The 16204-nt window shown below is 40.2% G+C and carries 11 protein-coding genes; 8 read left to right on the top strand and 3 right to left on the bottom strand.

Annotation, left to right across the window (positions count from 1 at the left end):
• The first annotated feature begins 8 nt into the window (after positions 1 to 8).
• Both mukE and mukB read left to right on the top strand, forming a co-directional pair.
• Complete coding sequence (mukE, locus tag E0709_RS09530) at positions 9 to 752, top strand: chromosome partition protein MukE (protein ID WP_132300377.1); 744 nt, start codon at positions 9 to 11, stop codon at positions 750 to 752.
• Positions 752 to 5287, top strand: a complete 4536-nt coding sequence (gene mukB, locus E0709_RS09525) for a chromosome partition protein MukB (RefSeq protein WP_132300379.1) — start codon at positions 752 to 754, stop codon at positions 5285 to 5287. Before mukE ends, mukB begins: the two co-directional genes overlap by 1 nt.
• A 117-nt stretch (positions 5288 to 5404) precedes the next feature.
• On the opposite strand, the gene E0709_RS09520 is transcribed toward mukB, so the two are convergent.
• Entirely contained in the window at positions 5405 to 5710 is a 306-nt protein-coding gene (locus E0709_RS09520; protein WP_132300381.1) for an addiction module antidote protein, read from the bottom strand.
• A 300-nt stretch (positions 5711 to 6010) separates the two neighbouring features.
• Here E0709_RS09520 and E0709_RS09515 point away from each other — a divergent pair, with 300 nt between their 5' ends.
• The 6 genes from E0709_RS09515 (at position 6011) to E0709_RS09490 (ending at position 12186) form a co-directional block, all read left to right on the top strand.
• Positions 6011 to 6283 carry a type II toxin-antitoxin system RelB/DinJ family antitoxin gene (locus E0709_RS09515; RefSeq protein WP_132300383.1) on the top strand — a complete coding sequence of 91 codons (273 nt, stop codon included), beginning with the start codon at positions 6011 to 6013 and terminating at the stop codon, positions 6281 to 6283.
• Between the two features lie 168 nt (positions 6284 to 6451).
• A complete protein-coding gene (locus tag E0709_RS12570) occupies positions 6452 to 6526 on the top strand; it encodes a type II toxin-antitoxin system YafQ family toxin (protein ID WP_243640850.1) in 75 nt (24 codons plus the stop codon).
• Positions 6527 to 6778: 252 nt separating this feature from the next.
• A complete protein-coding gene (locus tag E0709_RS09505; RefSeq protein WP_132300385.1) occupies positions 6779 to 7630 on the top strand; it encodes an EamA family transporter in 852 nt (283 codons plus the stop codon).
• Positions 7631 to 7633: 3 nt separating this feature from the next.
• Positions 7634 to 9052 carry an exodeoxyribonuclease I gene (sbcB, locus tag E0709_RS09500; RefSeq protein WP_132300387.1) on the top strand — a complete coding sequence of 473 codons (1419 nt, stop codon included), beginning with the start codon at positions 7634 to 7636 and terminating at the stop codon, positions 9050 to 9052.
• A 760-nt stretch (positions 9053 to 9812) separates the two neighbouring features.
• Positions 9813 to 10661 (top strand): FkbM family methyltransferase, encoded by an 849-nt coding sequence (locus E0709_RS09495; RefSeq protein ID WP_207905218.1) that lies wholly within the window; start codon positions 9813 to 9815, stop codon positions 10659 to 10661.
• A gap of 205 nt (positions 10662 to 10866) precedes the next feature.
• Positions 10867 to 12186 (top strand): L-cystine transporter, encoded by a 1320-nt coding sequence (locus E0709_RS09490; RefSeq protein ID WP_132300389.1) that lies wholly within the window; start codon positions 10867 to 10869, stop codon positions 12184 to 12186.
• A gap of 65 nt (positions 12187 to 12251) precedes the next feature.
• Here E0709_RS09490 and E0709_RS09485 read toward each other — a convergent pair whose 3' ends face one another.
• Together E0709_RS09485 and glgA are read right to left on the bottom strand one after the other, a co-directional pair.
• A complete protein-coding gene (locus tag E0709_RS09485) occupies positions 12252 to 14702 on the bottom strand; it encodes a glycogen/starch/alpha-glucan phosphorylase (protein ID WP_132300391.1) in 2451 nt (816 codons plus the stop codon).
• A gap of 66 nt (positions 14703 to 14768) precedes the next feature.
• Complete coding sequence (gene glgA, locus E0709_RS09480; protein WP_132300393.1) at positions 14769 to 16199, bottom strand: glycogen synthase GlgA; 1431 nt, start codon at positions 16197 to 16199, stop codon at positions 14769 to 14771.
• Between the last annotated feature and the right edge of the window lie 5 nt (positions 16200 to 16204).

Raw genomic sequence — 16204 nt, 5'->3', positions numbered from 1 at the left:
AAGACAAAATGACAGACAATCTTCAAGACGTGATTTCAACCAAATTGGCAGCCGCTATTGCCAATCCACTATTTCCTGCGGTGGATAGCCAGTTGCGGGCGGGGCGGCATATTGGGCAAGAGTATTTAGATAATTATGCGTTTTTAGGCGATTTTCAGGCAGAATTAGACAGTTTTTATCGCCGTTATAATGTGGAGCTGATTCGTGCCCCCGAAGGGTTTTTCTATTTGCGACCGAAAGCCACGACCTTGATTTCACGTTCCGTGTTGTCGGAGCTGGAAATGTTGGTGGGGAAAGTGCTTTGTTATCTGTATTTAAGCCCTGAACGGCTGGCTCAACAGGGGATTTTTTCGGTGCAAGAAGTGTATGATGAGTTGCTGAATCTTGCAGATGAAGCCAAACTTCTGAAAGCGATTAATTTGCGTGCCAGTGGGTCGGATTTGGATAAACAAAAGCTGGCGGAAAAAGTGCGAGCAGCCATTGGGCGGTTACGCCGTTTGGGAATGTTGCATACGGTGGGCGAGCAGAATAGTGGTAAGTTTACCATTTCCGAATCGGTGTTCCGTTTTGGGGCGGAAGTGCGGACGGGGGATGATCCGTTGGAAGCCCAATTACGCTTGATTCGGGACGGTGAAGCGGCAACTCCACAGTCGTTGCAAGCGGGAAAAGCGGCATTCAATCAAGAAACTGCGGTGGAAAATGACGAAGATTTTGATGATAGCCAAGATGAGAATGAAGAAGGGGCGGAATAATGGCAGAGTTTGAATTAGAACAAGATGATTTAAGCCAACAAGATGTGGTAGAAGAAATGCAGGAAGAAACAGAAGAAATTTTCACCGCCGTTTCGCCATTTCAACCGCAAGCAGGGGTAGAACGGGGCAAATTCCGCTCGCTCACCTTGATTAACTGGAACGGTTTTTTTGCTCGCACCTTTGATTTAGATGAACTGGTGACCACGCTGTCGGGTGGTAACGGAGCAGGGAAATCCACCACAATGGCAGGTTTTGTCACGGCGTTGATTCCTGATTTGACCTTGTTGCATTTCCGCAATACCACCGAAGCAGGGGCGAGTGGCGGATCCCGTGATAAAGGGTTGCACGGTAAACTTCGCCCTGGGGTGTGTTATGCGGTGTTGGATACCCTTAATTCACGTCATCAACGCACCTTGGTGGGGGCAAGATTGCAGCAAATTGCAGGGCGTGATAAGAAAGTAGATATTAAAACCTTTAGTTTACAAGGGGTGGAATTATCCATCAATCCCACTGCGATTTTCACCGAAGTGGTCAATGATCGCCAAGCCAAAGTGTTGAATTTAAACGAACTTAAAGACAAGATTGACGATATTGGCGGACAATTCAAGCAATATCATTCCATCGCCGATTATCACGCAATGATGTTTGATTTGGGGATTATTCCAAAACGTCTGCGTTCATCCAGTGACCGTGCGAAATTCTATAAACTGATTGAAGCGTCCCTGTACGGGGGGATTTCCAGTGCCATCACCAAATCCTTGCGTGATTATTTATTGCCTGAAAATCTCGGCGTTCGCAAGGCGTTCCAAGATATGGAATCGGCGTTGCGGGAAAACCGTATGACCTTGGAAGCCATTAAACTGACCCAAGCGGATCGGGATTTATTTAAGCATTTGATTACCGAAACCACCAATTATGTAGCATCGGATTATATGCGTAATGCCAATGAGCGTCAGGGCAATATTGAAAATGCCTTGAAATTCCGCCGTGAGTGGTATCAAGCTAAGTCAGAACAGGCGTTGTCGCAACATCGTTTAATTGATTTAAGCCGTGAAGCTCAGGAATTAGCCGAAAGCGAAAAAGGGCTGGAAGTAGATCATCAAAGTGCAGCGGATCATTTAAATTTGGTGCTCAATGCGTTACGTCATCAAGAAAAAATTGAGCGTTATCAAGACGATATTGGTGGCTTAACCGAACGTCTTGAAGAACAAAAAATGGTGGTAGAAACGAGCCAAGAACAGCTAGAAGAAAGCCAAGCCCAATTTGAGCAATTAGAAAGCGAAGTGGATCAAATTCGCAGCCAGCTTGCCGATTATCAACAAGCATTAGATGCCCAACAAACTCGAGCGTTGCAATATCAACAAGCCATTGCGGCGTTAGAAAAAGCCAAACAGCTCTGCGGATTGGCAGATTTGAGCGTGAAAAATGTGGACGATTATCAGCAGGAATTTACCGCTCAAGGGGACATTCTGACCGAAAAAGTGTTAGAGCTTGAGCATAAAATGTCCATTTCTGAAGCGGCAAAATCGCAATTTGATAAAGCCTATCAATTGGTGTGCAAAATTGCGGGCGATGTGCCAAGAAGTGCGGCGTGGGAATCAGCGAAAGAACTGTTGCGTGAATATCCAACCCAAAAACTCAATGCCACCCAAACCCCACAATTACGAGCAAAATTGCACGAATTGGAACAGCGTTTTGCCCAGCAACAAAGTGCGGTGCGTTTATTAAAAGATTTTAATCAACGTGCCAACACACAGTTGGAAACCGCTGATGAGTTGGAAGCATTTTACAGCGAACAAGAAGCCCTGATTGACGATTTGGGAGCCGAACTTTCCGATCAAGTGGAAAACCGTTCTACCTTACGTCAAAAACGAGAGCAGTTAAATCAAGCCTATAATGAACATTCGCAAAAAGCCCCTGCGTGGTTATTGGCTCAAGCCGAACTTGAACGATTAACCGAACAATCAGGCGAGCAGTTTGGTGACAGCCAAGATGTGATGAATTATATGCAATCGTTGTTGGTGAAAGAACGTGAGTTTACGCTACAACGGGACGAGTTAGCTCAAAAACGTCAACAGTTAGAAACACAGATTTCACGTTTAAGCCAACCTGATGGCTCAGAAGATGCCCGTTTGAATGTGTTGGCAGAGCGTTTTGGCGGCGTGTTGTTGTCCGAACTTTACGATGATGTGCCGATAGAAGATGCACCGTATTTCTCTGCCCTTTATGGTCCTGCTCGCCACGCCATTGTGGTGCGTGATTTAGCCGCCGTGAAAGCCCAACTTGCCAATGTAGACGATTGCCCTGATGATTTGTATTTAATTGAAGGCGATCCAAGTGCCTTTGATGATAGCGTGCTATCTGCCAATGAGTTGGAACACGGGGTGGTGGTGCAGGTATCGGATAGGGAAGTGCGTTATTCCAAATTCCCTGAAATTCCATTGTTCGGGCGTGCGGCTCGGGAAAAACACTTAGCGGAATTGGAAATTGAGCGTGACAATGTCACAGAAAAATACGCCGAAGCCGCCTTTGATGTACAAAAATGCCAACGCTTACACCAACAATTTAGCCAATTTGTCGGCTTGCATTTAGCCTTGGTGTTCTTACCAAACCCAGAAGAAAGTCTGCGAGCCATTAATGCGGAACGCAATGAAATTGAGCGAGAATTAACCGCACTTTCCACAGGCGAACAACAGGCACGCTTGAAATTAGATCAAGCCAAAGAAAAAATGCAGTTGCTCAATCGGATTATTCCGCAATTAGCCGTGATTGCCGATGAAAGCCTGCAAGATCGCATTGAAGAATGTCGGGAGCAGTTGGATAACCTTGAGCAAGATGAATTGTTTATCCGCCATCACGGCGTGACATTGTCACAATTAGAGCCGATTGCGAACAGCTTGCAAAGCGACCCTGAAAATTACCAGCGTTTAAAAGACGATTTAGCCCAAGCGGTGGCAATGCAAAAACAGGTGCAACAGAAAATCTTTGCTCTTTCCGACGTGGTGCAACGCAAAGCCCATTTTGCCTATGATGATGCCATTCAAACCGAAAGCAACAGCCTAAATGAGCAACTGCGGTTGAAATTGGAGCAGACCCAAGCACGCCGTGAGCAACAACGTGAACAGCTCCGCCAAAAACAAGCACAATTTGCCCAATATAATCAGGTGATGATTCAGTTGCAAAGTGCGTATAACAGTAAAAATGATTTGCTGAAAGAATTATTAACCGAAGTCAACGAATTAGGCGTAAGAGCCGATCAGGGAGCAGAAGATCGTGCGAGAGTGCGGAAAGATGAATTATATCAACAACTTTCCACCAATCGTCAACGCCGTTCTTATGTGGAAAAACAACTTACCTTGATTGAAAGTGATGCAGAAAATTTAACTCGCCGTATTCGCAAAGCAGAGCGAGATTATAAACAGCAACGTGAAATCGTGGTCGCCGCCAAAGCCAGTTGGTGCGTGGTGTTGCGGTTATCTCGCAACAGCGATGTGGAAAAACGACTACACCGCCGTGAGCTTGCCTATTTATCCGCAGACGATTTGCGTTCAATGTCGGATAAAGCCCTTGGGGCATTACGCCAAGCAGTGGTAGACAATGAATATCTGCGTGACAGCCTGCGTTTGTCGGAAGATAACCGCAAACCTGAAAACAAAGTGCGGTTCTTTATTGCGGTGTATCAACATTTGCGTGAGCGGATTCGTCAAGATATTATCAAAACCGATGACCCAATTGATGCCATTGAACAAATGGAAATTGAGCTTAACCGCTTAACGGACGAACTCACAGGGCGTGAACAAAAATTGGCGATAAGCTCAGAAAGTGTGGCGAACATTATGCGAAAAACCATTCAACGTGAACAAAATCGCATTCGTCAGCTCAACCAAGGATTACAAAATATTTCCTTTGGTCAAGTAAAATCCGTGCGGTTGGTGGTCAATATTCGGGATACCCACGCCATGCTGTTAGATGCCTTATCAGGCGAACAGCAGGAATATCAAGATTTATTTAGCGACAACCGCATCACCTTCTCAGAAGCAATGGCGAAACTCTATCAACGCATTAATCCGCATATTGATATGGGGCAACGTACCGCCCAAACCATCGGCGAAGAATTGCTCGATTACCGCAATTATTTGGATTTAGAAGTGGAAGTGTTCCGTGGTGCAGACGGCTGGTTGCGTGCCGAAAGTGGGGCATTATCAACAGGTGAAGCCATTGGTACGGGAATGTCGATCTTGTTAATGGTGGTGCAAAGCTGGGAAGAAGAAAGCCGCCGTATTCGGGGAAAAGACATTGTGCCTTGTCGCTTGTTATTCCTTGATGAAGCCGCACGTTTGGATGGCAAATCCATTTCCACGCTGTTTGAACTCTGCGAACGGTTGGATATGCAATTATTAATCGCCGCCCCTGAAAACATCAGCCCAGAAAAAGGCACGACTTATAAACTGGTACGGAAAATTTCGGGGAATCAAGAGCAGGTTCACGTTGTTGGACTTCGAGGATTTGGGGATCAGAAGACAGATGACAGATGACGGAAGACAGATGTAGCGATGTAGGAGCGAATACATAGATTCGCCCCTACTGGAATTGGGCTTATTAATGATTTTTCACAAGCCGAGCCTAGGCTAAAAAATTTTAACGTAGACTCGTTAATTTAGGGCTGTTTGAGCAAGTCTATTTGGTTTAATTTCCAACCGCAAATTCAATGCTTTCATCACTTTTAGCACCGTTGAAAAAGTGGGATTGCCTTTCCCAGATAAGGCTTTATAAAGACCTTCTCGGGTGACACCCGCATCACGAGCAATTTGGCTCATATTTCTTGCTCGGGCAATATCCCCCAAGGCAGACAAAATCAATTCCACGTTATCTTCTTGTAATATTTCATTTAAGTAAAGCTGAATTTGTTCTTCGCTTTTTAAATGTTCTGCTATATCAAAATCTTGTAATTCAAGCATAAATTATCCCCCCAGTTGTTGTGCGAGTTGTTTGGCTTTTTTAATATCGTTTTTAACCTTTGAATTATAAATCAAGCACAACAAACTGTAAATTATAATTCACAACAAATACAGCATACAGGCTCAATAATAATCGAAGTATGGAAAAATAATAATGGCAAAGGCAAATTTTGGAATCAAGATCACAAAATTAAGGTTTTTGGGTGACTAGTCGTGCGTTATTCATAAAATACATTGCAAATTTTTTCAGTTCTTTTACAATGTAATACAAATGTCTTACATTTTATAGGAGAATTGAAGATGACTTCTTATACATTCCGCTTAGATGAAACACTCAAAGAACAAGCATTCAATGTGTTTAGAAACTACGGATTAAACCCTGCTCAAGCGATTAAAATGTTCTTACAGCAAGTTGCAGAAACCAATACGATTCCTGTTAGTCTTGACTATGAACCTGAACCCAATAAAGCCACCATGGTTGCCATGCAAGAACTTATGGACGGGAAAGGTGAGATTGTTGGTTCAATTGATGAGTTAGTTGAGAATATCAAACATGAACATCGTTTACAGTAAGGCTTTCAAGCGTGATCTCGCAAAATTTCTTGAAGTAGCGGTTACCCCGGATTTGTGGAAGTAATGTATTTATTGCAGAATCATAAACCTTTACCCGAAAAATACAAAGATCACCTATTAAAAGGAAATTGGCTATAATTTAGAGATTGCCATATTGCCAATGACCTTGTGCTGATTTATCGGTATCAAGGTGACGATTTGTATTTAGCAAGAATGAATACGCATTCTGAAGTGTTTAAATAGCCCCTTTGTTAATACCTTTTGAGTGACTAGCTGTGAGTTATCTTAGAATTTCACATTAGATTTTCAATCCTGAAAGTAAAATCACAAAAAATTAATAAATTGAGAAAGCATGGATAATTCGTTACAATACAGAACAGTGTAATTGTAGGGGCGGATCGATGTATCCGCCCGTTAAATTCGGAGCGTGATTTTTATGCGAATACATAGATGCTCCCCTACAAATTTAGATTATTTTTAATATTAGGAATTTTTATGCATTTTCTCATTCTCGCCATTCTTTGTAGTGTGTCGGTTTCTGTGTTATTCAAACTGGTAAAACGTTACAATGTCACAACGGAGCAAATGGTTGCCTTTGGTTATGTGGTGGCGTTGTCGCTGACTTATTTCTTGCTTACCCCTGATTTTAAAGGGTTGGGCTTCACGGAATATGTGTTGCAAAGTGAATCGAACTGGATTTTCTTAACCCTTGGTGTGTTGTTGCCTTTGGGTTTTATTATTATGTCCAAAGCGGTGGAGCATGGCGGAATTGTGCGAACTGATGCGGCACAGCGTTTGGCGTTGTTTTTGCAAATTATTGCGGCAGTGGTAATTTTCGGCGAAGCCATTACGGAAATGAAAACTTACGGCGTGATTGTGGCGTTTTTTGCCTTGTTTGGTTTGTTGTATAAACCTGCTGGCAGTCTGGGTAATGCCAAAATTGCTGCGTTGTCGCTGGCTGGTGTGTGGTTAATTTGGGGGACAACGGGGATTTTGTTTAAAATCATCGCCTTGCAAGGGGATGGCGGCGTGAGCTTGTTTATGTCTTTCGCCTGTGCCATGGTGATTATGTTCACTTATTTATTGATTAAACGCACCCAATGGACAGCCCCGAGTTTGCTGGCGGGGATTGTTCTTGGCGTGCTGAATTTTGGCAATATTTTGTTTTATATCAAAGCCCACCAATTCTACAAAGAAAGCCCGACCATTGTTTACGCCACCATGGATGTGGGGGTGATTTGTCTTGGTACGATTATCGGGGCGTTTGCTTTCAAAGAACGCATTAGCAAAGTGAATATTGCCGGTATTGCATTGGGTATTCTCGCTATTTTGTTATTAAGATTGTAACTGATGAACAACGAATTTAGCTATTTTTTCTACGATTTTGAGAGTTTCGGCATAAGCCCAGCCGAAGACCGTCCCGCCCAATTTGCGGGCATTCGTACGGACAGCGAGTTTAATATTATTGGCGAGCCTGTGATGTTGTATTGCAAGCAAACCAATGATTATTTGCCGAGTCCCGAAGCGGTGTTGGTGACGGGGATTACGCCGCAAGAATGCAATGAAAAAGGCGTGAGCGAACCTGAATTTGCTGCTCAAATTTTAGCGGAATTTAGCCAACCGAACACTTGCATTATTGGCTATAACAATATTCGTTTTGATGACGAAATGACCCGTTACACCTTTTATCGCAATTTTATTGATCCGTACGAATACAGCTGGAAAAACGGCAATTCTCGCTGGGATTTGCTGGATTTGGTGCGGGCTTGTTATGCGTTACGTCCTGATGGCATTGAATGGGCGTATGATGAAGATGGAAACCCAAGTTTCCGCTTGGAAAAATTGACCGTAGCCAACGGCATAGAACATCGCAACGCCCACGATGCCATGGCGGACGTGTATGCGACCATTGCCATGGCAAAATTAATTAAGCAAAAACAGCCGAAATTCTTTCAATTTTTCTTTAATTATCGGGGAAAAAAAGCCTTGGAAACCTTGGTGAATGTAGCAGAAATGACCCCACTGGTGCATGTTTCTGGCATGCTGGGTAATTATCGGGGCAATTGCACTTGGATTGCCCCGCTGGCGTGGCATCCCACCAATCAAAATGCGTTAATTGTGTGCGATTTGTCGCAAAATATCGATGATTTACTCACGAAATCCGCCGATGAATTGCGAACACATTTATATACCAAAAAATCCGAGCTAGAAGAACAGGGGATTTTGCCCGTGCCGTTGAAATTGGTGCATCTCAATAAATGCCCGATTCTTGCCCCTGCCAAAGTGTTATTGCCTGAAAATGCTGAACGTTTAGGTATTGACCGCCAATATTGCCTTGCCAACTTGCAAAAACTGCGACAATCCCCTGAACTGCGGTCAAAAATGGAGCAGATTTTTGCCGAAGAACGCTTTTTTGAACTCAATGATAATGTAGAAACCCAGTTATATCGTGGCTTTTTCAGCCAAAATGATCGCAACAATCAACATATTTTGCGAGAACTCACGCCCGAACAACTCGCCAATCATGGCTTAACCTTTGAAGATGACAGGGTAGAGCAGTTGCTGTTTCATTACCGTGCTAGACATTTTTTCAAAACCTTAAATCGTGGCGAACAATTGCAATGGGAACGCTACCGCCGCCGTAAATTGGAAAAAACTGCGGTGGATTTTGAGCAAAAAATGCAAAACCTGATTGAAGAATACAGTAACGATGAAGAGAAATTGCAGTTACTACATTCGGTTTATGAGTATGCATCAAAATTGCTGTGATTTTTATGACATCATAACAAAATAAACAAGAATAAAACAAAAACGCTTCATGTATTTATGTACATAAGCGTTTTTTATATTTAGCTCATGTCATAAGTATTATTTTATTAAACAGCATCTACATAGATAAATTTTGTAACTAGAATCTCAACAAAGAATTCTCAGATTTTGCATAGCATTGCCTAAGGAATTGTCTTTCTTAACTAGTGCTTTTTATTATTTGTTGTTAATAATTTCATAAAATTCTGCGTTACATAGTCATTTCATCCCTTAATTTGTCTCGTTTAACTGCTACAACGTGACTGTTGATAACTCTGTGATTTATTTAATTCGTAGTATCTGCTAACCTTATAACAGATTTCGCATAATGTATATTATGTTAAATATAGCAATTGAAATGTCACAATTATAACTACTCTAGTTTGGATTTATTTAAGTATGAAAGTTATATTGATAGTGCTACGTAAAATCTGAAAATAAATGAATATAACTTATCGTCAGATTTTTTTACTGAACTTCTTAATTTGCTATAAGTGACAGCGTTACTAAATAAATATTTAAACGATTTAGAAATTTTAGATTCAACGATATTCGCAGTTTTAATTCCAAGGTTTATTATTTTTGATGCTGCTCTAATTTTGTTCAAAGTGCGGTGAATTTTCACTGTACTTTTTACTTTTATCTGAATAAAATTAATTATGTTAGAATAACGATAAAATAATTAAAAAATCCCTTTACTTAAGATAGGAGTTCACTCAAAATGCCTAATCAACCAATTAACGACACATCGAACTCCATTGATAACCGTACTACTCGTCCTATCTCTTTTATTCTTGCATCAACCCACACTGGAACGATGATTTTAAATCGGCAGGATTATACATCTAATGCGAACGGAGAATATTTTGGCGTAGGCTATCAATATTTGACGACATCGGAATTTGATCAGCATGAGATTAATCTTGCTTTGCAATTATTACGTTTACGTCGTCAATATTATGGTGATGGCGTTCAAGCATTAGATTGCGGCGCAAATATCGGGGCGCATTCTATTGCTTGGGGAAATGAAATGACACATTGGGGAAATGTATTATCTTTTGAAGCTCAGGAACGAATTTATTACGCCTTAGCCGGTAATATCGCGATTAATAATTGCTTTAATGTCAGGGCATTAAATGTTGCATTAGGTGATGATAGCCAAGAGAAATTCTTATTTATTCCTAAATTGGATTACAATCAACACGCTTCTTTCGGTAGTTTTGAATTAAAACCATTAGCTCGTTCTGAATTTATCGGTCAAAATATTGATTATCAACATGCAGAAAAAATCAAAGTCCCTTTATTATCCTTAGACAGTTTAGAATTACAACGATTGGACTTTATTAAAATGGATGTAGAAGGCATGGAGGAAGAAGTATTAAAAAGTGGTTTAAACTTAATTAAACGATTTAAGCCAATTATGTTGGTAGAAATTCTAAAAACTGGCTTACAACCCGTCAATAATCTTTTGATTCCATTAGGCTATCGTATCTTTTCACAAGGTATTAATATATTGGCTGTACATGAACAAGATCCTGTGTTAAAGCATATTACAGTAAATTCCAAATAAAAAATCGCGGTCAAAAAATATTGAATTTTTTGACCGCGATTATATTTTACCATCTACACTATTTTATTAGCATAAGTGACAATGTCACATTTATTGTGATTCTATTTAGTTATAAGTTATACCGAAATGGTAATAACGTTATTTTTAGCATTCTGGTATCATTACTCCCTTATTTTTCTATTTTCATTTATAAGGAATTAATAAAATGCTGATTGTTACTTTGGTTGCATTTTTAGCTATACTTTATGGTTTAAATGTATTGTATCGTAAACATCAAAAATTAGGTTTAACGGTGCTTGTGGCGTTAGTTTTAGGTTTATTATTTGGAACTACGCTACAATCCTTTACGGAAAAATCATTCATTGACACCGCTCTTGATTGGATTAATTTAGTCGGTAATGGTTACGTGCGATTATTACAAATGATTGTGATGCCATTAGTCTTTGTTTCTATTCTTTCAGCTATTACTAAATTAAATCAAGCAAGCTCATTAGGTAAAATCAGTTTCAGCGTACTTGGTGTCTTATTAGTCACCACTGCAATTGCCGCCGCTATCGGTATTGCAATGACTTATATTTTTGATTTATCTGCAGATGGTTTAATTGTGGGTGAACGTGAATTAGCGGCTCAAGCTAAAGTGGATGGTCGCGTAGATCAAGTTAGTCATTTGAGTGTGCCTACTATACTCCTCTCTTTTATTCCGAAAAATCCGTTTGCAGAACTCACCGGCGCTAATCCAACATCTATTATTAGTGTCGTTATTTTCTCTGCTTTATTAGGGATTGCAACATTAAGTTTACGTAAAGAAAACGAAGAATTAGGTAATCGTATTGCTCAAGGTGTTGATACACTAAATCAATTAGTCATGCGTTTAGTTCGTTTTGTGATTCGCTTAACGCCTTATGGTGTTTTTGCCTTAATGATAAAAATGGCATCTACATCTAAATGGGAAGATATTGTAAATTTAGGTAGCTTTATTATTGCATCCTATTTAGCAATTTTATTAATGTTTATTGTACACGGTGTAATACTTGCTTTTTCTGGTATTAATCCGTTTAACTATTTTAAAAATGTGTTACCCGTATTGAGTTTTGCGTTTACTTCCCGTTCAAGTGCCGCATCTATCCCGTTGAATATTGAAACCCAAATAGACAAATTAGGCAATAAAAGTGTAATTGCAAATTTCTCTGCCACCTTTGGTGCTACCATTGGACAAAATGGTTGTGCTGGAATTTACCCAGCAATGTTAGCTGTTATGGTCGCTCCAACAGTAGGAATCGACCCTTTTACCGTACAATATATTCTGAGCTTAATTTTAGTGGTTGCTATTTCTTCCTTTGGTATTGCTGGTGTCGGTGGAGGCGCAACTTTTGCCGCAATTGTAGTATTATCTAGCTTAAATCTTCCCCTAGCGTTAGTCGGCTTACTCATTTCTATTGAACCGTTAATTGATATGGGACGCACAGCATTAAATGTTAATGGTGCAATGGTGGCAGGCACTTTAACTAATAAATGGTTGAAATAATCCTTAAATTATCAATGAAAATGCGGTGAAAATTCACCGCATTTTTTACATTACCACACTATCAATTACGCTGACTTCAATGGCTTAATTTTCCAGATTTTTTCTGCATATTCCGCAATGGTACGGTCAGATGAAAAGAAACTCATGTTAACAATGTTTTGTAACGCACTGTTCACCCAAGCTTCTTGATCTTTGTATTTCTCATCTACAGCTTTTTGAGTTTCGATATAGCTACGGAAATCTGCAAAAGCTTGGTAATAATCGTGATAGTTTAAACCATTTAATAATAAGTCTTGATAACGATTAGGATCATTTGGCGAGAAATAACCTGAACTGATTTGGTCGATGACATCGCGTAACTGTTGATCCGATTGGTAAATATCAAATGGACGGTAACCATGACGGCGTAGTTCTTCCACTTGTTCAACAGTGTTACCAAAGATAAAGATATTATCTTCGCCTACATTTTGTAATATTTCGACATTTGCCCCATCTAGCGTCCCTATTGTCAATGCACCATTTAGCGCAAATTTCATATTACTTGTGCCAGATGCTTCGGTACCGGCTAATGAAATTTGTTCAGAAATATCTGCCGCCGGAATAATGATTTGAGCAAGACTTACACTGTAATTCGGGATAAAGACCACTTTTAAACGACCTTGTAAACGTTCATCATTATTAATGACGTTAGCAATATCATTAATTAAATTAATGGTTTGTTTGGCCACATAATAAGCCGATGCGGCTTTACCGGCAAGGATAAATACGCGTGGTGTCCAGTCTTTTTCTGGATTTGCTAACATTTCATTGTAACGAGCAACAATATGTAAAACATTCAAACTTTGGCGTTTGTATTCGTGAATACGTTTAACTTGTACATCAAATAAGGCATCTGGATTTAACTCTACGCCTAATTCTTTTTTCACATAATTCGCTAAGCGAACTTTGTTAGCACGTTTAATTGCTGGAATAGCTTTTTTTACTTCTGGATCTTGAATATGTTTTTTGAACAATTCAAGTTGAGTTAAATCACGTCGCCATTCTTTGCCAATGTATTTATCAAATAAAGTAGATAAATCAGGGTTTGCTACTGCAATCCAACGACGTGGTGTAATACCATTTGTCACATTGGTAAAGCGTTCAGGATAAATACGAGCGAAATCTGCAAAAGTGGATGTCACCATTAAATCAGAATGGATCGCCGCTACCCCATTCACTTTGTGTGAACCAACTACGGATAACCAGCCCATGCGTACTTTACGTACATCCCCCTCTTCTACTAAAGACACGCGACGGATAAATTCTTCATCTGTGGTTACGTTACTTCTCACGTGCTCTAAGAAATAATCGTTGATTTCGAAAATCATTTGTAAATGACGAGGTAAGATTTTCGCCATCATTTCTACTGGCCAAGTTTCTAAGGCTTCTGACATTAAGGTATGGCAAGTATAAGAGAAAATGTGACAACTCATTTGCCATGCTTTTTCCCAAGTATAACCGTTTTCATCAATTAGAATACGCATTAATTCAGGAATGGCTAACGCTGGGTGTGTGTCATTTAAATGGATTGCTACTTTGTCTGCAAGGTTATCGAAAGTGCCGTGCATACGTAAATGGCGTTTTAAAATATCCTGCAAAGAGGCTGACACAAGGAAATATTCTTGACGTAAACGTAGCTCACGACCAGCCTCTGTTGAATCATCTGGATAAAGTACTCTTGAAACATTTTCAGAGGAAGAACGTTTCTCCATTGCCCGGAAATAGTCACCTTTATTAAAATCGGCTAAATTGAACGTGCTGCCTGAATGAGCAGACCAAAGACGCAACGTGGTTGCACTATCATTCTCAAACCCCGGTATCATTTGGTCGTAAGCAAGTGCGGTGATTTCTTCATCATTTTTCCAAATACATTTTTTGCCTTCAAAATAAACATGACCTCCCAAACGGATTTTGAACCGTTTAGATGGACGGATAAATTCCCAAGGCACGCCTTTTTCTAACCATGCATCTGGTTTTTCAATTTGACGACCATCCACAATGCGTTGTCTGAACATACCGTATTCATAACGAATACCATAACCCATACTTGGAATGGATAAGGTCGCTAATGAATCCATAAAACACGCGGCTAAGCGACCTAAACCGCCATTACCTAAGCCCGGATCCACTTCTTTGGCTAAGACTTCTTCCAAATCAATATCTAATTCCTGTAATGCTTGTTGCGCTCTGTCATAAATACCTTCAGCGATTAACGCATTAGAAAGCGTACGACCAATTAAAAACTCCATTGAGAGATAGTAAACTCGACGAGTATCTTTCGCTCTTGATTTTTTCGCAGTAGAAATCCATCCTTCGGTAACTAAGTCGCGTACAGCAAATAAAGTGGCATTTAACCAGTCACGTTGGCTGGCTTCTTCTGGTGAACGTCCGATTAGATAAACTAATTTATAGACGATAGCTTTTTTCAACGATTCTACGTCATTAGACGGACGTGCATAAATTTGCATTTCTTGCATAGAAATAATCCTTAGCTAAATAATAAAAAGTGCGGTATTTTAACCGCACTTTGGTGACTTTTACAACTAAATTCTGTCATAAAGTGTTTGATAACTGCGAGCAGCTAATGCCCAACTGAAATCTTGGGCCATCGCATTAGCTCTTACATTAACCCATAAACGTTGTTTTTGCCATAATGCAAAGGCATTATTTAAGGCATAACGTAAGCCTTGTGGATCAGCATGTTCAAACACAAATCCGGTGGCAATTCCTGCTTTAATGTTTTCGCTAGTGCTGTCCACCACGGTATCTGCGAGTCCACCGGTAGCTCGCACTAAAGGTAATGTACCATATTTTAAACCATATAATTGGGTTAACCCACAAGGTTCAAAACGGCTTGGTACTAAAATAACATCGCCACCTGCAACCATTAAGTGAGATAAGGCTTCATCATAACCGATTTTAACCGCTACATTTTGCGGATAATATTGAGTTAGCCCCCATAGCCCTTGTTCAAAGTGCTGAGCGCCAGAACCTAATACAATCAGTTGTCCACCTTGTTTTACGATTTCATCGGTGGTTTCAAGTAATAAATCCACGCCTTTTTGTTCGGTTAAACGAGTAATCATCACAAAAACCGGCACATTAGGATTTAGCGGTAAATTGAAATGAGCCTGTAATTGTTCCTTATTTTTTTTCTTACCCGCCATAAATTTTAATTTATAGTGATCGGTAATATAAGGATCGTTATTTGGATGCCAGATTTTTTCATCTACGCCGTTTAAAATACCATGTAAGCGACCTTGATATTCTAAGGTGCCAAGCAAACCTTGCAAACCATAAGCAAATTCAGGTCGAGTAATTTCTTTGGCATAGGTTGGACTCACGGCTGTCACTGCATCAGAATAATATAAGCCCGCTTTCAAATAAGAAATTTCGCCATATAATTCTAAACCATCCACATGGAACATGCCGGCAGGTAACCCAATTTCATATAAATGACGATAATCAAATCGACCTTGATAAGCCAAGTTATGAATGGTAAATACCGATTTAGCTGGTTTACCTTTGTTATACAAATACGCACTGGTTAACCCTGCGTGCCAGTCGTGAGAATGTACAACTTCAGCATGCCACCAATTGTCTAAGCCAGTTGCTAATTCTGCCCCTACCCAACCTAATAAGGCAAAGCGTTTATAGTTATCGGTGTAATCCTGATACCATTGATCATGATAGGGATTGCCGGGACGATCATATAAATGTGGAGCATCAATAATATAAACACCTACACCATTGTATTCACCGTAACGTAATAAAATATGACCGGCAAAATTGAAAAACTCTGCGACTACATAGGTTTCAGGAATGCCCGCAAAAATAGCGGGATAACCCGGTAATAACACCCGAGCATCAGTGCCCTCTTCTTTTTGTGCAAAAGGCAATGCTCCCATGACATCGGCTAATCCACCGGTTTTAAGTAAAGGGTATAATTCAGAACAAACGTGTAATACTCTCATTTAAT

Source organism: Lonepinella koalarum (assembly GCF_004565475.1).
Lineage (GTDB): Bacteria > Pseudomonadota > Gammaproteobacteria > Enterobacterales > Pasteurellaceae > Lonepinella > Lonepinella koalarum.
This window is presented reverse-complemented; position numbering and strand designations above follow the sequence as displayed.

Bases quoted from the DNA above. Each gene is read 5' to 3' on its own strand.
- glgA (WP_132300393.1), bottom strand. From the start codon at position 16,199: ATGAGAGTATTACACGTTTGTTCTGAATTATACCCTTTACTTAAAACC.
- E0709_RS09495 (WP_207905218.1), top strand. From the start codon at position 9,813: ATGCCTAATCAACCAATTAACGACACATCGAACTCCATTGATAACCGT.
- E0709_RS09485 (WP_132300391.1), bottom strand. From the start codon at position 14,702: ATGCAAGAAATGCAAATTTATGCACGTCCGTCTAATGACGTAGAATCG.
- mukE (WP_132300377.1), top strand. From the start codon at position 9: ATGACAGACAATCTTCAAGACGTGATTTCAACCAAATTGGCAGCCGCT.
- E0709_RS09520 (WP_132300381.1), bottom strand. From the start codon at position 5,710: ATGCTTGAATTACAAGATTTTGATATAGCAGAACATTTAAAAAGCGAA.
- E0709_RS09515 (WP_132300383.1), top strand. From the start codon at position 6,011: ATGACTTCTTATACATTCCGCTTAGATGAAACACTCAAAGAACAAGCA.
- sbcB (WP_132300387.1), top strand. From the start codon at position 7,634: ATGAACAACGAATTTAGCTATTTTTTCTACGATTTTGAGAGTTTCGGC.
- E0709_RS09505 (WP_132300385.1), top strand. From the start codon at position 6,779: ATGCATTTTCTCATTCTCGCCATTCTTTGTAGTGTGTCGGTTTCTGTG.
- E0709_RS09490 (WP_132300389.1), top strand. From the start codon at position 10,867: ATGCTGATTGTTACTTTGGTTGCATTTTTAGCTATACTTTATGGTTTA.
- mukB (WP_132300379.1), top strand. From the start codon at position 752: ATGGCAGAGTTTGAATTAGAACAAGATGATTTAAGCCAACAAGATGTG.